Annotated in this window: 21 protein-coding genes and 1 tRNA gene; 6 read left to right on the top strand and 16 right to left on the bottom strand. The window is 69.5% G+C overall.

Features of this window, described 5'->3' with window-relative positions; translation table 11 throughout:
* Positions 1-543 precede the first annotated feature (543 nt).
* Both EF387_RS23770 and EF387_RS23765 read right to left on the bottom strand, forming a co-directional pair.
* Entirely contained in the window at positions 544-885 is a 342-nt protein-coding gene (locus tag EF387_RS23770; RefSeq protein WP_202918353.1) for a GroES family chaperonin, read from the bottom strand.
* 63 nt (positions 886-948) lie between these two features.
* A complete protein-coding gene (locus EF387_RS23765) occupies positions 949-1287 on the bottom strand; it encodes a DUF3618 domain-containing protein (protein ID WP_128378640.1) in 339 nt (112 codons plus the stop codon).
* Between the two features lie 125 nt (positions 1288-1412).
* Here EF387_RS23765 and bcp point away from each other — a divergent pair, with 125 nt between their 5' ends.
* Positions 1413-1880 (top strand): thioredoxin-dependent thiol peroxidase, encoded by a 468-nt coding sequence (gene bcp, locus EF387_RS23760; RefSeq protein ID WP_128378639.1) that lies wholly within the window; start codon positions 1413-1415, stop codon positions 1878-1880.
* 44 nt (positions 1881-1924) lie between these two features.
* Positions 1925-2011: transfer RNA gene (locus EF387_RS23755), tRNA-Leu, on the top strand.
* Positions 2012-2022: 11 nt separating this feature from the next.
* On the opposite strand, the gene rdgB is transcribed toward EF387_RS23755, so the two are convergent.
* From rdgB to EF387_RS23735, 4 genes are all read right to left on the bottom strand, one after another.
* Entirely contained in the window at positions 2023-2625 is a 603-nt protein-coding gene (gene rdgB, locus EF387_RS23750; protein ID WP_128378638.1) for an RdgB/HAM1 family non-canonical purine NTP pyrophosphatase, read from the bottom strand.
* 42 nt (positions 2626-2667) lie between these two features.
* Positions 2668-3057 (bottom strand): hypothetical protein, encoded by a 390-nt coding sequence (locus EF387_RS23745; protein ID WP_128378637.1) that lies wholly within the window; start codon positions 3055-3057, stop codon positions 2668-2670.
* A 284-nt stretch (positions 3058-3341) separates the two neighbouring features.
* A complete protein-coding gene (gene rph, locus EF387_RS23740) occupies positions 3342-4073 on the bottom strand; it encodes a ribonuclease PH (protein ID WP_128378636.1) in 732 nt (243 codons plus the stop codon).
* Between the two features lie 95 nt (positions 4074-4168).
* Complete coding sequence (locus tag EF387_RS23735; RefSeq protein ID WP_128378635.1) at positions 4169-4402, bottom strand: PTS sugar transporter subunit IIB; 234 nt, start codon at positions 4400-4402, stop codon at positions 4169-4171.
* Between the two features lie 401 nt (positions 4403-4803).
* Here EF387_RS23735 and EF387_RS23730 point away from each other — a divergent pair, with 401 nt between their 5' ends.
* Entirely contained in the window at positions 4804-6054 is a 1251-nt protein-coding gene (locus EF387_RS23730; protein WP_128378634.1) for a PTS transporter subunit EIIC, read from the top strand.
* Positions 6055-6260: 206 nt separating this feature from the next.
* Here the strand turns inward: EF387_RS23730 and EF387_RS23725 are convergent, their stop codons facing one another.
* From EF387_RS23725 to clpS, 8 genes are all read right to left on the bottom strand, one after another.
* Positions 6261-7013, bottom strand: coding sequence for an MBL fold metallo-hydrolase (locus EF387_RS23725; protein ID WP_128378633.1), 753 nt, complete (start codon positions 7011-7013; stop codon positions 6261-6263).
* A 407-nt stretch (positions 7014-7420) separates the two neighbouring features.
* Entirely contained in the window at positions 7421-8371 is a 951-nt protein-coding gene (locus EF387_RS23715; protein WP_128378632.1) for a PLP-dependent cysteine synthase family protein, read from the bottom strand.
* A gap of 16 nt (positions 8372-8387) precedes the next feature.
* Complete coding sequence (locus tag EF387_RS23710; protein WP_128378631.1) at positions 8388-8666, bottom strand: MoaD/ThiS family protein; 279 nt, start codon at positions 8664-8666, stop codon at positions 8388-8390.
* 131 nt (positions 8667-8797) lie between these two features.
* Positions 8798-8893: a putative leader peptide gene (locus tag EF387_RS49775; RefSeq protein WP_338058124.1), complete on the bottom strand. Its 96-nt coding sequence runs from the start codon at positions 8891-8893 to the stop codon at positions 8798-8800.
* An 88-nt stretch (positions 8894-8981) separates the two neighbouring features.
* Positions 8982-9404 carry a M67 family metallopeptidase gene (locus EF387_RS23705; protein ID WP_128378630.1) on the bottom strand — a complete coding sequence of 141 codons (423 nt, stop codon included), beginning with the start codon at positions 9402-9404 and terminating at the stop codon, positions 8982-8984.
* Between the two features lie 133 nt (positions 9405-9537).
* Complete coding sequence (locus EF387_RS23700) at positions 9538-10992, bottom strand: amino acid permease (protein WP_202918352.1); 1455 nt, start codon at positions 10990-10992, stop codon at positions 9538-9540.
* A gap of 458 nt (positions 10993-11450) precedes the next feature.
* Positions 11451-12056 carry a DUF2017 domain-containing protein gene (locus EF387_RS23690; protein WP_128378628.1) on the bottom strand — a complete coding sequence of 202 codons (606 nt, stop codon included), beginning with the start codon at positions 12054-12056 and terminating at the stop codon, positions 11451-11453.
* A gap of 55 nt (positions 12057-12111) precedes the next feature.
* Positions 12112-12429 carry an ATP-dependent Clp protease adapter ClpS gene (gene clpS, locus EF387_RS23685; RefSeq protein WP_128378627.1) on the bottom strand — a complete coding sequence of 106 codons (318 nt, stop codon included), beginning with the start codon at positions 12427-12429 and terminating at the stop codon, positions 12112-12114.
* A gap of 110 nt (positions 12430-12539) precedes the next feature.
* On the opposite strand from clpS, the gene EF387_RS23680 reads away from it, so the two are divergent.
* Together EF387_RS23680 and EF387_RS23675 are read left to right on the top strand one after the other, a co-directional pair.
* Positions 12540-13868 (top strand): nicotinate phosphoribosyltransferase, encoded by a 1329-nt coding sequence (locus tag EF387_RS23680; protein WP_128378626.1) that lies wholly within the window; start codon positions 12540-12542, stop codon positions 13866-13868.
* 264 nt (positions 13869-14132) lie between these two features.
* A complete protein-coding gene (locus EF387_RS23675) occupies positions 14133-14720 on the top strand; it encodes an isochorismatase family protein (protein WP_128378625.1) in 588 nt (195 codons plus the stop codon).
* Between the two features lie 32 nt (positions 14721-14752).
* Here EF387_RS23675 and EF387_RS23670 read toward each other — a convergent pair whose 3' ends face one another.
* Positions 14753-15109 (bottom strand): hypothetical protein, encoded by a 357-nt coding sequence (locus EF387_RS23670; RefSeq protein WP_128378624.1) that lies wholly within the window; start codon positions 15107-15109, stop codon positions 14753-14755.
* A gap of 609 nt (positions 15110-15718) precedes the next feature.
* Here EF387_RS23670 and EF387_RS23665 point away from each other — a divergent pair.
* Positions 15719-16030, top strand: coding sequence for a hypothetical protein (locus EF387_RS23665; protein WP_128378623.1), 312 nt, complete (start codon positions 15719-15721; stop codon positions 16028-16030).
* A gap of 110 nt (positions 16031-16140) precedes the next feature.
* Here EF387_RS23665 and EF387_RS50080 read toward each other — a convergent pair whose 3' ends face one another.
* Complete coding sequence (locus EF387_RS50080) at positions 16141-16587, bottom strand: RDD family protein (RefSeq protein WP_420802611.1); 447 nt, start codon at positions 16585-16587, stop codon at positions 16141-16143.
* Positions 16588-16926 lie beyond the last annotated feature (339 nt).

The following is a 16926-nucleotide window of genomic DNA, read 5'->3' as shown; positions in this document are numbered from 1 at the left end:
TCCCCGGCACTGCGCGCGGCATTGCTCGCCGTGGAGACGTACGCCTGGCGCGAGCGGCACCGGTCCGGGGCTCGAGGCACCCGCCTCAGACTTCGGGCCGGGCCCGCGGCCCCCGCGAAGCCCCCGCGGCCCCGGGAGATGCACACAGCGTCGAGGCTCGTACCCGGCCCGCGGCCCCGAAGGGCCTCGCGGCCTTGGGAAGGCCCCGCGGCGTCGAGGCCTCCCGCCCGGCCCCGGTGCCCGGGGCCCTTGACCGGGGCCCTTGACCGGCCTTGATCGCAGGCCTTCAGAGCCCTGTCGTCAGCAAACCCGCACCCGGCACCCGGCACCCACCTCACGGACACCTGCCCGCTGCCGCAGCGACGCACCGGCCCGCTGCCGCGGCGACGCACGGGCGCCCCGGCCCGGCGTGCGCACGGACGCACGGCCCGCGCCTCACGGACGCACCGGCCCGCCGACGCCCCGGCCAGCTCGTCACAAACGGCGCCCGGCGCCCCAGAACGAACGGCACCCAGGGCACCGCAAAAGCGGCACCCCGGCTCGTCACAAGTACAGACCGGTGGAGTCCTCGGAACCCTCGAAGCGGTCGGCGGCCACGGCGTGCAGGTCGCGTTCGCGCATCAGCACATAGGCGATCCCGCGCACTTCGACCTCGGCGCGGTCCTCCGGGTCGTACAGGACGCGGTCGCCCGGCTCCACGGTCCGTACGTTCTGCCCGACCGCGACGACCTCCGCCCAGGCCAGGCGTCGGCCGACCGCCGCCGTGGCGGGGATCAGGATGCCGCCGCCGGACCGCCGCTCGCCCTCGTTCGTGTCCTGCCGCACCAGCACTCGGTCGTGCAGCATCCGGATGGGCAACTTGTCGTGGTGGGTCTTCTCGCTCACGCCCCGAACTTACCTGCCTTTCGCCCACACGTCGGCGGGCGGCCCCCTCAGGGGGCGGAGTGTTCAGCGCCTGCGGCGACGGCCGCTCACCGTGAGCAGTCCGACCAGCCCCACCACCACCAGCGCCACCGGCACGATCCGCTCCAGCCGCGGCGTGCCGTTCTCCGACACCAGCTGGCCCCGGACGTCGGTGACGAAGCGGTTGGCGCCCACGTACGCGCGGCCGAGCGTGTGGTCGATGTTGGAGACGACCTTGGCCTTGGCATCGCCGATGATCGTCTTCGGGTGCACCCGGGCGCCGATCTCGTCGAGCGTGTCGGCGAGGGTTTCCCGGCGCCGCTTGATGTCCGCCTCGATCTGCGCCGGAGTCCTGGAATCCGGCGTGCTCGACGTTTCCGACACCGCGCTGCCTCCGTGGTCGTATCGGGTCTGAAGGTTTCTGCCGGACAGTCTGTCAGCTAACCGCCTGCTCGCACCCCCGGCACCCCCATTACGCTCGTTCTTCAACCGACCCACGTGAGGTACCGATGAGCGAACGACTCCAGCCCGGCGACACCGCCCCCGCCTTCACGCTGCCCGACGCGGACGGCAACGAGGTCTCCCTGGCCGACCACAAGGGCCGTAAGGTCATCGTCTACTTCTACCCGGCGGCCCTGACCCCCGGCTGCACCAAGCAGGCCTGCGACTTCACCGACAACCTGGAAGTGCTGGCGGGCGCCGGCTACGACGTCATCGGCATCTCCCCCGACAAGCCGGAGAAGCTCGCGAAGTTCCGCGACAAAGAATCCCTGAAGGTCACCCTGCTCGCCGACCCCGACAAGGGGGTCCTGGAGTCCTACGGCGCCTTCGGCGAGAAGAAGCTCTACGGCAAGACGGTGGTCGGCGTCATCCGCTCGACGGTGGTCGTCGACGAGGAGGGCAAGGTGGAGCGGGCCCTGTACAACGTGAAGGCGACGGGCCATGTCGCCAAGATCATCAAGGATCTGGGAATCTGAGGTCCGGTGGAGGCCGTCCGGCCAGTAACATGACCGGACGGCAGGCGGCCGTGGTGGAATTGGCAGTCACGCTGGGTTTAGGTCCCAGTGGGGTAACACCCGTGAGGGTTCGAGTCCCTCCGGCCGCACCAATGCATCGGATTCATCCGAGCAGTTCCCGGACCACCGGCACCAGCGCCCGGAACGCCTTCCCCCGGTGGCTGATCGCGTTCTTCTCCTCGGGCGTCAGCTGGGCGCACGTCCGCGTCTCGCCCTCCGGCTGCAGGATCGGGTCGTAGCCGAAGCCGTTCGTACCCACGGCAGCGTGGCGCAGCGTGCCCATCAACCGGCCCTCCACGACCCGCTCCGTCCCGTCCGGCAAGGCGAGTGCCGCCGCGCAGGCGAAGTGGGCGCCGCGGTGTTCGTCGGCGATGTCGGAGAGTTGGGCCAGCAGGAGTTCGAGGTTGGCCCTGTCGTCGCCGTGGCGGCCGGACCAGCGGGCCGAGAAGATGCCGGGGGCGCCGTTCAGGACGTCGACGCAGAGGCCGGAGTCGTCCGCCACGGCGGGCAGTCCGGTCGCCCGGGCGAGTGCGTGGGCCTTCAGCAGGGCGTTCTCGGCGAAGGTGACGCCGGTTTCCTTGACGTCGGGGATGTCGGGGTAGGCGTCCGCGCCGACGAGGTCGTGGGTGAGACCTGCGTCGGCGAGGATGGCCCTCAGCTCGGTGAGCTTTCCGGTGTTGCGGGTGGCGAGGATCAGGCGGGTCATGCGCACCAGTATCCCGGGCCGGACCCCGCGCCGGCCGGGGAGTTACGGCGTGCAGACCTTCGTCAGCTCGCCCGCCGCGTCCGTGACCGGGCTGATGTCGGGGGTCTCGTCGCCGTTCTTGACGGCGTCGCGGACGTTGGTGACTGCCTTCTGGAGGTCGTCGACGGCCTTGTTGATGTCGGCGTTGTCCGTCTTGTCGCCGATCGTGTCGAGGTTCTTGTCGATGGAGTCGAGCGCCTCGGTGGTCTGCGTCGGGTCGTTCGCCGCGTTCTCCACGGCCTGCTGGAGGTCGGTGACGCTGTCGGCGATCGTTTCGGCGGTCTGGACGCAGTCCAGTGCCTTGTCGACGGCGGCGCAGCCGACCGCCGCCGGAAGGGCGACGAGCACGGCGGTGACAGCGAGTGCGGCGGTACGGCGCCGGCGAGCGGCCATGGAACGGTTCCTCCCCGTGTGGACGGTACGCACGGTCCGGCCGTGCGCCCTGGGTGCACGGGGCCGGCCCGTGCACTCTTCGGCGCACGGTCCCGCCCGTGCGCCGTCGGCTTGCTGAGAAGCCTTGTCTTTGACGTCGTTCAGGACGTTGTGGTTCAGGACGTTGTCTTGGTCCAGGACGTTGCCTTGGTCCAGGACGTTGCCTTGGTCCAGGACGTTGCCTTGGTCCAGGACGTTGCCTTGGTCCAGGACGATGTCTTATAGGACTAGAACGCGAACTCCCGCTACGCGGTTGCTTCGAGCGCCGCCCGCTGCAACTGCGCGAGTTCGTCGCAGCCCGCGACGGCGAGGTCGAGCAGGGCGGTGAGTTCCTTGCGGTCGAAGGGTTCCGCCTCGGCGGTGCCCTGGACTTCGACGAAGCGTCCGTCGCCGGTGCAGACGACGTTCATGTCCGTCTCGGCCTTGACGTCCTCCTCGTAGCAGAGGTCGAGCAGGGGCACGCCGCCGACGATGCCGACGGAGACGGCGGAGACGGTGCCGGTGAGGGGCTTGCGGCCGGCCTTCACGAGTTTTCTGGCCTGTGCCCAGGCGACGGCGTCGGCGAGTGCGACGTAGGCACCGGTGATCGCCGCGGTGCGGGTGCCGCCGTCGGCCTGGAGGACATCGCAGTCGAGGACGATCGTGTTCTCGCCGAGGGCCTTGTAGTCGATGACCGCGCGCAGGGAGCGTCCGATGAGGCGGCTGATCTCGTGCGTACGGCCTCCGATCTTGCCCCTGACCGATTCGCGGTCGCCGCGGGTGTTGGTGGAGCGGGGCAGCATCGCGTACTCGGCGGTGACCCAGCCTTCCCCGCTGCCCTTGCGCCAGCGCGGGACGCCCTCGGTGACGGAGGCGGTGCAGAAGACCCTGGTGTCGCCGAAGGAGACGAGGACGGAGCCCTCGGCGTGCTTGCTCCAGCCGCGTTCGATGGTGACGGGGCGGAGCTGTTCGGGCGTACGGCCGTCGATTCGAGACATGGCGACGAGCCTATCCGTTGCGGCGAAGGCCCCGTTCCGGATGAGCGGAACGGGGCCTCGACGCCAGGTCACATCGCGTCACATCACGTCACGGGTCACATCATGTCTTCGATCTCGGCCGCGATCGGGTCCGCGTCCGTACCGATGACCACCTGGATCGCCGTGCCCATCTTCACCACTCCGTGGGCGCCGGCGGCCTTGAGCGCAGCGTCGTCGACCTTCGACGCGTCGATGACCTCGGTGCGCAGTCGGGTGATACAGCCCTCGACCTCTTCGATGTTGTCGATGCCGCCCAGTCCGGCGACGATCTTCTCAGCCTTGGTGGCCATGTCTTTCTCCCTGATGCTCCAGGACGTGATGGGTCCCTCGTAGCACTGGTCTACACCACAGTCGGGTGCGCGCGAAACCCGGCTGCGCCACCGGTGCGCACAGTGGACGGCCGGTCTCGCGCGGGGCATCGACACAGTGCCGACAAACCGCCCGGCTGTCGACCGGCTGCCCGCACACCCCACCCGTACCGCAATGCGCCGTCGACGGACGGCAGTTGGCGCTCCTCTGGCGGAGGGGGGCGCTCAGACGCGCGGACATCGGTTGGTGATTCGTCCCGTTGGGAGTCATTCGACCGGTAATCCAATCGCGACAAATTGATGGGTTCCTTATCTGGCCTTCACCGTGCTACAACATGGTCTACACCACTGAGTGGTGTAGACCACGCCCCCTTGGAGGCACCATGAGCACCGCCACAGCCACGGCGGCCCCCGCGAAGAAGTGGGGATCCGGCCTGTTCCAGGGCCTGCAGAAGATCGGCCGCAGCCTGCAGCTCCCCATCGCCGTGCTTCCGGCGGCGGGCATCCTGCTGCGACTCGGTCAGCCCGACGTGTTCGGCGCCGACGGACTCGGCTGGCCGAAGGTCGCCTCCGTCTTCGCGACCGCGGGCGGCGCCGTCTTCGACAACCTGCCGCTGCTCTTCTGCGTCGGCGTCGCGATCGGCTTCGCGAAGAAGTCGGACGGCTCCACCGCACTCGCGGCCCTGGTCGGATTCCTCGTCTACAGCAATGTCCTCAAGGCCTTCCCCGTTACCGAGGCCAAGATCCAGGATGGCGCGGACGTCGCCGCCACCTACAACAACCCCGGTGTCCTCGGCGGCATCATCATGGGTCTGCTGTCCGCCGTGCTGTGGCAGAAGTTCCACCGCACCAAGCTGGTCGACTGGCTCGGCTTCTTCAACGGCCGCCGGCTCGTCCCGATCATCATGGCCTTCGTCGGTACCCTCGCGGGCGTCTTCTTCGGCCTGGTCTGGGAGCCGATCGGTGAGGTCATCTCCAACTTCGGCGAGTGGATCACCGGCCTCGGCGCCGTGGGTGCGGCCTTGTTCGGTCTGATCAACCGCGCGCTGATCCCGATCGGCATGCACCAGTTCGTGAACGCCGTCTCCTGGTTCCAGATCGGTGACTTCAAGAACGCCGCGGGCGAGGTCATCCACGGCGACCTGAACCGCTTCTTCGCCGGTGACCCGACCGCCGGACAGTTCATGACGGGCTTCTTCCCGATCATGATGTTCGGTCTGCCGGCCGCCGCGCTCGCCATAGCGCACACGGCCCGCCCCGAGCGCCGCAAGGCCGTCATGGGTCTGATGCTCTCGGTGGCGCTGACCTCCTTCGTGACCGGTGTGACCGAGCCGATCGAGTTCTCGTTCATGTTCATCGCGCCGCTGCTGTACGCGATCCACGCGGTGCTCACCGCCCTGTCCATGGCGGTCACCTGGGCGCTCGGCGTACACGCCGGCTTCACCTTCTCCGCCGGTGCGATCGACTACGCCCTGAACTGGAACCTCGCCACAAGGCCCTGGCTGATCATCCCGATCGGTCTGGTGTTCGGCGCGATCTACTACTTCGTCTTCCGGTTCGCCATCGTCAAGTTCAACCTCACCACCCCGGGCCGCGAGCCCGAGGAGGAGGTCGAGGACCTGACCAAGGCGTGAGCCCACCCGTCCCGTCCCTGTAGGGCTCACCGCGAAGGCCCCCTCAGCGCTCGGCTGAGGGGGCCTTCGCATGTCTTCGGGTACGCCCCCGGGGCCGCCGGTCGGGGTACTTGCGCCGGGCCCGAGAGCCGGGATGCCCGCGCTGGGGACCGAGGGCCGGGATGCCTGCGCGGAGGGGGGTGTGCCCGAGTGCCGGGCCGGCAGGCCTAGATCTCGTACGTCGTGCGCGGCGCCGCCAGCTCCACCGGGCCGGCGTACGCGGCCCGGGCGTCCGCCAGATTGACCTGGGGGTCCGTCCACGGCGGAATGTGGGTGAGCACCAGTCGGCGGGCCCCGGCCCGGGTGGCGGTCTCGCCGGCCTCCAGCCCGTTGAGGTGCAGGTCCGGGATGTTCTCCTTGCCGTGCGTGAACGCGGCCTCGCAGAGGAACAGATCGGTGTCCTGCGCGAGTTCCTCCAGGGCGCTGCTCACGCCCGTGTCTCCGGAGTACGTCAGCGACCGTCCGCCGTGCTCGATCCGGATCGCGTACGCCTCCACGGGATGGCGCACGCGTTCGGTGTGGACCGTGAAGGGGCCGATCTCGAAGGTGCTCGGCTTGACGGTGTGGAAGTCGAAGACCTCGCTCATGGAGGACGCCGAGGGAGTGTCGGCGTAGGCCGTGGTCAGGCGCTGCTCGGTGCCCTCGGGTCCGTAGACCGGGATCGGGGCGCAGCGACCGCCGTCGTGGCGGTAGTAGCGCGCCACGAAGTACGCGCACATGTCGATGCAGTGGTCGGCGTGCAGATGACTGAGGAAGATCGCGTCGAGGTCGTAGAGACCGCAGTGGCGCTGTAGCTCGCCGAGGGCGCCGTTGCCCATGTCGAGGAGCAGCCGGAAGCCGTCGGCCTCTACGAGGTAGCTCGAGCAGGCCGATTCCGCGGACGGGAACGACCCCGAGCAGCCGACGACGGTGAGCTTCATAGAGCTGGAACCTCCGCGCTGGCGTGAAGTGGAGATAAGGAAAACGGGGGTCGTGCGGTTCGTCGAGCGTAAGGCGCAAAAGGGTGCGTCGCTCCTCCGGCAGGGGCCGTTGTGGGCGAACTCACCTGTGCTGTCACCGGTTCGATGGAAGTCGGCTGCTGCGCCCGGGCTTCTCGGCGTGGCTCGCGGTTCCGTACGAGCCTACGCCGGGTATGTCGGATTGGTCGCTTTTCACCCCCGCGCCCCTGCCCGTCCCCCCGTCAAGCTCCCGGCTTCTCCACGGCTCGCCCCCGGCTCGTCCCCCGCTCCTCCCCGGATCGTCCCCGGCTTCTCCACGGCCTGCCCCCGGGTCGCCCCCGGCCTCTCTCGACCGACACGCGGGACCCCAGGGCCGGCGGGCCCGGGAGTCACGCCCAGAGCTGGCCCTGCAGGGTCTTGATCGCCTCTTCTGTCGTGGCCGCCGTGTACACGCCGGTCGACAGGTACTTCCAGCCGCCGTCCGCGACCACGAACACGACGTCGGCGGACTCCCCCGCCTTCAGGGCCTTCCTGGCCACTCCGATCGCGGCGTGCAGGGCCGCGCCCGTGGAGACCCCCGCGAAGATGCCCTCCTGCTGGAGCAGCTCACGCGTGCGGGTGACCGCGTCCGCGGAGCCCACTGAGAAACGGGTGGTCAGAACCGAGGCGTCGTAGAGCTCGGGGACGAAGCCCTCGTCGAGGTTGCGCAGCCCGTAGACCAGGTCGTCGTAGCGCGGTTCGGCGGCGACGATCTTCACGTCGGGCTTGTGCTCGCGGAGGTAGCGGCCCACACCCATGAGGGTGCCGGTGGTGCCGAGGCCGGCCACGAAGTGGGTGACCGAGGGCAGGTCCGCCAGGATCTCGGGGCCGGTCGTCGCGTAGTGCGCGCCCGCGTTGTCGGGGTTGCCGTACTGGTAGAGCATCACCCAGTCGGGATGCTCGGCCGCGAGTTCCTTGGCCCTGCGGACGGCGGTGTTGGAGCCCCCGGCCGCGGGGGACGGGATGATCTCGGCGCCCCACATGGCGAGCAGGTCCCGGCGTTCCTGCGAGGTGTTCTCCGGCATCACGCACACCATGCGGTAGCCCTTGAGCTTGGCCGCCATGGCGAGGGAGATCCCGGTGTTGCCGGAGGTGGGTTCGAGGATCGTGCAGCCAGGGGTCAGTCGGCCGTCCTTCTCCGCCTGCTCGATCATGTGGAGGGCTGGGCGGTCCTTGACCGAACCGGTCGGGTTGCGGTCCTCGAGCTTCGCCCAGATGCGGACGTCCTCGGACGGCGACAGCCGCGGCAGGTGCACCAGGGGGGTGTTGCCTACCGCGGCGAGCGGGGAGTCGTAGCGCATCAGCGATCAGGACCGATCAGGACATGCCGCCGGCCACGGCCGGCAGGATCGTGACGTTGTCGCCGTCCGCGACCTTGGTGTTGATGCCTTCCAGGAAGCGGACGTCCTCGTCGTTGAGGTAGACGTTGACGAAGCGGCGCAGTTCACCGCCGTCGACGATGCGCGCGTGGATGCCGGTGTGCCGGGTCTCGAGGTCGGCGAAGAGATCGGCGAGGGTGTCCCCGTTGCCCTCCACCGCCTTCTGACCGTCGGTGTACTGGCGGAGGATGGTGGGGATGCGGACCTCGATGGCCATGGTTGCGGCTCCTGTCGGAAGAGTCGAGAAGGTCGGTGGGCGCACGGCAGCGCGGAACAGCTTCAGGAGGTGCGGGCGGACTCGCGCCGCGGCCACGGGCCTACGGCGGCAGGGCGCCGGCGCGGGGTGCGTCAACAGATGGCGCTGGCGAGCCTGCACAGGTCGACGTGCAGCCGCGCCACGAGCAGCATGCCCGGCGTCTTGTCGCTCACGTCGTGGGTAACCATGCGCTCATGGTATCGATTCCCGTTCGGGGTCCCAGGGTGTGATCTCACATACTGGATGAATTCTGACCGAACTGCGGGACTCCCCTGGTCAGTACGCCTCCACGACCTTGACCTCCTCCTCCGTCACCTCTCCCTCGACGATCCGGAAGGAGCGGAACTGGAAGGGGCCGGCGTCGTCGGTGTCCGCCGTCGAGACCAGGACGTAGTGCGCACCGGGCTCGTTCGCGTACGAGATGTCCGTGCGGGACGGGTACGCCTCGGTCGCCGTGTGGGAGTGGTAGATGATCACCGGCTCCTCGTCGCGGTCGTCCAGCTCGCGGTACAGCTTCAGCAGATCGCCGGAGTCGAACTCGTAGAAGGTGGGCGAACGGGCGGCGTTGAGCATGGGGACGAAGCGCTCGGGGCGGTCGGAGCCGGCCGGGCCGGCGACCACGCCGCACGCCTCGTCGGGGTGGTCCTGGCGGGCGTGGGCGACGATCTGGTCGACGAGCGCCTGGGTGATGGTCAGCATGAGCGTCAGGATAAGCAGAAGGGCAATCCCGTACCGAGGGTTGGTACGGGATTGCCCACATGCCGGACGCGCGCCTCGGGCCGGACGGCCCGGATCACCTCTGCGGCGCTCGTACGTCTTTACTCGCGCCTGGTCAGCCGACCTTCTCGAGGTCCGGGTCCCGGCGCTGGGTGACCTCGGGGTTCTTCGCCTTGAGCAGTGCCCAGCCGACTGCCAGCGCGGCGGCCCAGCCCGCCATGACGAACAGGCAGATGCGGGAGTCTGCGTCGTAGGCGATCAGACCGGTGACGAAGACCAGGAACGCGATGGCGATCCAGCTGCACACCGTGCCGCCGGGGGCGGGGAAGGAGGAGGCGGGCAGTCGGCCCGCGTCGACCGCGCGGCGGTACAGGACGTGGCTGATCAGGATCATCAACCAGGTCCAGATGCCGGCGGCGGTGGCGACGGAGGTGACGTAGCCGAAAGCCTTCTCCGGGACGATGTAGTTGAGGACCACGCCGATGCCCATGAAGGCGGTGGAGAGGGTGATGCCGACGGCCGGGGTCTTGGTGGCCGAGAGGCGGGTGAAGGCCTTGGGTGCCTCGCCGCTCTCCGCGAGGTTGCGCAGCATCCGGCCGGTGGAGTACATGCCGGAGTTGCAGGAGGACAGGGCCGCGGTGAGGACCACGAAGTTGACGATGCCCGCGCCGGCCGGGATGCCGATCTTGGCGAAGGCGGCGACGAAGGGGCTCACACCGGGCGCGAACTCGGTCCACTTCACCACGCAGAGGATGACGGTGAGGGCGCCGACGTAGAACAGGGCGATACGCCAGGGCAGGGTGTTGATCGCCTTGGGGAGCGTCTTCTCGGGGTTCTCCGACTCACCGGCGGTGACGCCGACCAGTTCGACGGCGAGGTAGGCGAACATCACGCCCTGCAGGGTCATCAGGGAGGAGCCGACGCCCTTGGGGAAGAAGCCGTCGAAGGCCCAGAGGTTGGAGACTGCGGCGGTGTCGCCGGCGGCGCTGAAGCCGAAGGTGAGCACGCCCAGGCCGATGACGATCATGCCGATCAGGGCGGTGACCTTGACCATCGAGAACCAGAACTCGATCTCGCCGAACAGCTTCACCGAGATCAGGTTGGCCACGAAGAGGATCAGCAGGAACGCCAGTGCGGTCACCCACCGAGGGACCGCGGGGAACCAGTAGTTGACGTAGATCGCGGCGGCGGTCAGCTCGGCCATGCCGGTGACCACCCACATCAGCCAGTACGTCCAGCCGGTGAAGTAGCCGAAGAACGGGCCGAGGAACTCCCGGGAGTACTCCGCGAAGGAGCCCGAGACGGGGCGGTAGAGGAGCAGTTCGCCGAGGGCCCGCATGATGAAGAAGACGATCGCGCCCGCGAGGGCGTACATCAGGATGAGACTGGGCCCGGCCTTGGCGATGTTCGCCCCGGCCCCCAGGAAGAGGCCGACGCCGATGGCGCCGCCGATCGCGATCATCTGGACCTGACGGCTGCCGAGCCCGCGCTCGTACCCCTCTTCGGGGGCGTCGCCGCCCACGGCCTCATTGCCGTCGTCGTACTGACTGTCGACCTGCGCTGAGGTCATGTGTGGTGCGCCTTTCTCCATGCCGACCCGGGCCGTTCGTCGGCCTCGGATCGGGTCCCGATCCCCCCGGATGTGACGGAGTCCTGCCAGACCGGCGGTGGCCGGCTCGGTGGCGCCCCTGCGGGGACATGGGTGGTCCCGGCAGGCGGTCGTGAAGATTTATCACGCCGAAAACATTGATCGACTCAGCGACTCGTGGCGCACGCCACAAGGAGAACCGGACAAAAGGACATCGGGCGCCGCATAGGACGCGGTCGCGGTGACGTGATCGTTATCCGGATTTGAGCGTCCTCTGAGCGAACGCGAGAGCGGACATGTCCCGATTTGCCACCGCCCGAAGAGAGACATGCCCCAACGGGGACATGTCCGGACAGCGGCGTTCCCCGACAGGCCAGGGCGTCAGGAAGTCCGGACAGCGGCCGTTCTCCGACAGACCGGGGCGTCAGGCTCTCGGCGGGTCAGGGCATCAGGGTCTCGACGAGCGTCTCCTGGAGCCCGCCCAGCCAGAGGTAGGCCATCACCATGGGCTTGCGCGGGTCCTCGTCCGGCAGCCGGTAGAGCAGGTCGGTGTCCTCCTCGTCGGCGATCTCCAGACGGGCGCCGATGGCCAGACGCAGGTCGTTGAGTGCGCCGAGCCACTGCACGGATTCCTCGGCGGACAGTTCGAGGACCGCGCCGCCGTTGCCCGCGGTGGTGAGCGCGTCCAGGGAGCGGATCACCGCGAGGGCGTTGTCGCGTTTACCGGCCCGCAGATCGTTCTCGGTGAAGCGGCGGAACTCCGCGGAGTGCGCGTGCTGCTCCTCGGCCTCCTTGGGGGGGACCGGTTCGCCGCCGGGACCGCCGTAGGCGTCGGGGAAGAGCCGCCTGAGCACCGGGTCCTTCGGCGGCTCGCTCGGACCCTCGGCGAACAGTTCGGCGAGCGGGTCCTCGGGGGCACCCTCCGCCGGACCGGGGCCGATCAGCTCCAGGAGCTGCACGGCCAGCGAGCGGATGATGGAGATCTCGACCTCGTCGAGCGCGACGGCGGCGCCGCCGCCGGAGGTCGGTTCGAAGTGTCCTGGCATGGAGTGAGTTCGCTGCTTCCGGCCGGCTGTGAGGAGGGCTGCTTGCGGAGTGCTGCTACTTGCGGTCCTGCTGGAGGGTGGCCCACAGGCCGTAGCCGTGCATGGCCTGCACGTCGCGTTCCATCTCCTCCCGAGTCCCGGTGGAGACGACAGCCCTGCCCTTGTGGTGGACGTCGAGCATGAGCTTGGTGGCCTTGTCCTTGGAGTAGCCGAAGTACGTCTGAAAGACGTACGTCACATAGCTCATCAGGTTGACCGGGTCGTTGTGGACGATGGTCACCCACGGGACATCGGGCTCGGGTACGGCGAAGGACTCCTCCGCCGACTCGGTCTTTTCGATCTCTAGGGGTGCGGGAGCCGTCACACGGCCCATGCTGCCACTTAGGACCCCGGGTCGCACAAACGAGCCGGTGGCTGAATGTGAGCACGCACACGCGCAGCAGAAATCGTCAGAGTGACGAGATTGCGGTTAACATTCCTGTTATGAACACTGCGGACCTTGGACTGCCGGTGGACGTCCCGTCCACGGCTCTCTTCACGGACCACTACGAGCTGACGATGCTGGAGGCCGCCCTGAAGGCGGGTACCGCCGACCGGCGCTCGGTCTTCGAGGTCTTCACCCGGAGACTGCCGGAGGGCCGGCGCTACGGCGTGGTCGCGGGCACCGGGCGCGTCCTGGACGCCGTCGAGAACTTCCGCTTCGACCAGGGTGTACTGGGCTTTCTGAGCGAGCGGAACATCGTGGACGAGCCGACGCTCGAGTGGCTGGCCTCCTACCGCTTCGGCGGGGACGTCTGGGGTTATCCCGAGGGCGAGGTGTACTTCCCGGGCTCGCCGATCCTCAGGGTGGAGGGCTCGTTCGCCGAGTGCGTGCTGCTGGAGACGGTCGTCCTGTCCATCCTCAACCACGATTCGGCGATCGCGGCGGCCGCGTCCCGGATGTCCTCGGCGGCCGGGGACCGTCCGCTGATCGAGATGGGTGCCCGGCGCACCCACGAACTCGCGGCGGTGGCGGCCTCCCGGGCCGCGTACGTGGGCGGATTCACCTCCACCTCCGACCTGGCGGCCGGCTTCCGGTACGGGATCCCGACCGTCGGCACGAGCGCACACGCGTTCACCCTGCTGCACGACCGCGAGCGGGACGCGTTCACCGCCCAGGTGAGGGCCCTGGGCCGGGGCACGACGCTGCTGGTGGACACCTACGACGTGGCCGAGGCGGTGCGCACGGCGGTCGAGGTGGCCGGGCCCGAGCTGGGCGCCGTCCGGATCGACTCGGGGGACCTGCTGCTGGTGGCCCACCGGGTCCGGCAGCAGCTGGACGAGCTGGGCGCGACCGGCACGAAGATCGTCGTCACCTCCGACCTGGACGAGTACGCGATCGCCTCGCTGGCGGCGGCGCCCGTGGACGCGTACGGCGTGGGCACCCGGCTGGTGACGGGATCCGGCCATCCGACGTCTTCGATGGTCTACAAGCTGGTGGCACGTGCGGAGTCGGCGGACCCCAGGGCTCCGCTGGTTCCGGTGGCCAAGAAGAGCACGGGCGGCAAGACCTCCCAGGGCGGGCGCAAATGGGCCGCACGGCGGCTCGACGAGTACGGCGTGGCGGAGGCCGAGGTGATCGGCACGGGGCCCGTCCCGGCGGAGCTCCAGGAGCGTCAGCTGCTGGTGGAGCTGATAAAGGGCGGCCAGGTCCTCGGCCGCGAACCCCTGGACGTGGTGCGCGACCGGCACGCGGCGGCCCGGGGCAACCTGCCGATCTCGGCGACCCAGCTCTCGAGCGGGGAGGCCGTCATTCCCACGGAATACCTCTAGGACGAGCGCGGGCGCGCGACCGGGGCGCACAGGCCGCGCGCCGCGCCCGGCGGACGCAGGGCCGCCCCGGTCCGCACGGGTAGGGCTCCGGCCACCCTCCGGACCGGGGCGAATGAACCGGCGACGAGGGGGAATGCAACGGCAGCGCGCCCCACTACCAGTTGGGTGCCCCCTCCCGCAATGGACGTGAAGTCTCTAGGCTCGGACAAACGGCCGGGCCCGCACCTCCTAGCCGAACCTTTGTCAAGCTGAAGGACAACGACCATGCGTCGCGCCTTGATCGTCGTAGATGTGCAGAACGACTTCTGCGAGGGCGGCAGCCTCGCGGTGGCCGGGGGTGCCGATGTGGCCGCCGCGATCACCGAGCTGATCGGGCAGGCGCCCGCCGGCTACCGGCATGTCGTCGCCACCCGGGACCACCACATCGCGCCCGGCAACCACTTCGCCAGTCAGCCCGACTTCGTCCACTCCTGGCCCGCGCACTGCGTGGCGGGCACCGAGGGCGTCGGCTTCCACCCGAACTTCGCTCCGGCGGTCGCCTCCGGGGCGATCGACGCCGTCTTCGACAAGGGGGCGTACGCGGCGGCCTACAGCGGGTTCGAGGGGGTCGACGAGAACGGCGTCCCGCTCGGCGACTGGCTGCGGGCCCGGGAGATCGACGAGGTGGACGTGGTCGGCATCGCCACCGACCACTGCGTACGGGCCACCGCTCTGGACGCCGCCCGCGAGGGGTTCCGTACGCAGGTGCTGCTGGACCTCACGGCGGGGGTCGCCGAGGAGACCACGGAGAAGGCGCTCGAGGAGCTCAGGCAGGCCGGGGTGGAGCTGTCCGGCAAGCCGGTGCTGGCCTGACCTCCGCCTTCCCCACGTGGGCGCCCTCGCCGTCAGTACCGCCGGGCGGTCGCGCCCTGTCTGAGCAGCGCTCTGATCGGGTGCCACAGCTCCGCCGTCGTCGTCGGGGACTCCGGGGCCGTGCGCCATATCAGGCCGTCCGGGTGGTGCAGGACCGCGGTGACCTCGTCGGGGGTCGGCGGGGCAGCGTTGCCGCGGAGGTAGACGGCGCGCAGGCCGAGGTTGCGCAGCCGGGTCAGCGCGCGGGCGCGGTTCGCCGCGTGCACGAGCACACGGACCTGGCCCTCGCCCACGGTCCCCGAGCCGCCCGGTGCGGCGCTGGGCGCGGGCAGTACCAGCGCCACCACCACCGTCCCGTTCGGCAGCTTGCAGAAGCCTCCTGCGGCCATGAAGTCACACCCCCGTGCGCCCGGTGTCAATAAGAAGCCAACAGGAGGCACCTAAACACGATCGGCCGCGACCCGCCAGGGGGTCCCGGCCGATCATGCTCTGACCTGCCGTTACGTCAGCCAATTCAGGGAGCGGCCGACCCGGGCGGTGATCCTCGAGCCGCTCCGGACCGCGTGGATGATCTTCATTCGGCTGCCGGTGTCAGTTGTCCGGGCGCCTTCCGTGGGGTCCGCCGCGGGTTCGCCGGGCCGCGGGGGCTCCCGGAAATCGTGATCGGTCCGGCTCGGCGCTCAGCCGGCCGCCGCCCTCCGGATCGCCACCGGAGAGGGCGCGGACGGGCGCTCGACCGGCGCCTGACCGCTCCCCCGACCGGCGCGCCGCACAGTCCACTTGCTGGACGTCATGAACCCGTGCGCCCCCCGTGCACCTGGCCCGTGGGTTAGGTCACGCTTACTCTTCGTTCCGGAAGGGCATGCAGCCGTCTAGAGTCTTTTGTTGGCGCGCTTCAGCTAAGTCGACCAGCGTTGTCGTGAACCCCCATTTCTGTCCACACCTCCCCCATCGCGAGAGGCACGGGGGGAGACCCCCATCTCAAGGACTGATACGCCATGCCTCGTCCGACTGTCGCACAGCTCGCCTACGGTTCGTGCACCGTCATCCTTGCCACTCTCGCCATGTTGCTGCTGTCGCAGACGAGTTCGACGCTTGGGATCGCGGTCGTCGCGGTGTCGGGGCTCGCGCTGGGGCTGCTCGTCGCCCTGACGGTTCCTTCGCCCAGGCGGGCGACGGCGGTGCGGACGGGGGCCGGGTCCGTGGCGGCCCAGCAGCTTCCGTTGCGGCGGCCCACGGTCTCCGCCGGCTCGGCGCCGGCCTCGGCGTCCGCCTCCACCGCGCCGGAGCCGTTGCGCGAGAGTGCGTGATCGCCGCGCGATGCTGAACCGGCGGACCCGCCGCTTCCGGGGTTCGCCGGTTTTTTGCGCCCGCATCCGAATGTTCCGCCCAGCTTGTTCCCGTGCCGGAGCCCGGCCGCTCACACCGTGCTGACCACCACCGTCCTGCCCGCCTTGTCGTGCAGGCCCTGCTTGTACGGCCGGTCGAAGAAGCTCCAACCGCCGCAAATCGCGGTCCAGACGCAGGCACAGCAGAACGCGAACGGGATCCACAGCACGGCGGCGCGCAGGAGGGAGCTGCCCCAGTCGGGGTTGGCGCCGTCGCTGAGGCGGGCCACCCTCATGTTCAGCAACTTCTTGCCCACGGTCTGGCCCGTCCTGGCGATCAGGACGGTGTCGTACGCCGTGTAGAGGACGGCGGCGATCACGGACTGCCCGAGCGAACTGCCGTAATCGACCCTGTCCGGGTCGACGTCCCACTCCATCGTCCCGACGCCCCACGACAGCAGGCCGACCACGATGCCGACGATCAGCATGTCGATGATGCGCGCGAGGACACGCTTGACGCCGTCCGCGAGTGGGGGCATACCGGCGAGGGGATCCGGGGCACCGGTGTCGTAGGGGCCGCCGGGGGCTCCCGGGGCGCCGGGACCACCAGGACCGCCAGGGGCACCAGGCCCGCCCGGGGCACCGGGACCACCAAGACCGCCAGGGGGACCAGGACCGCCGGGGCCGCCTCCCGGAGGTGGGGTGCCGTTCTGCTCGGGCGGCGGCTTCTTCCGGAACGGGTCCTCCTCCGGTTCCCCGGAGCCCGGCGGCGGTTCGGTGCTCATGGCCCGAGTCGACCGCGAACTGCCCGGCTCCGCATCCGGCGCGCAGCCGTCCGGAGTAGACCAGATCCATGGACCGGATCCGGCGGAGACGGA

Origin of the sequence: Streptomyces cavernae (assembly GCF_004023625.1) — a bacterium.
In the GTDB taxonomy this organism is placed as follows: Bacteria; Actinomycetota; Actinomycetes; order Streptomycetales; family Streptomycetaceae; genus Streptomyces; species Streptomyces cavernae.
This window is presented reverse-complemented; position numbering and strand designations above follow the sequence as displayed.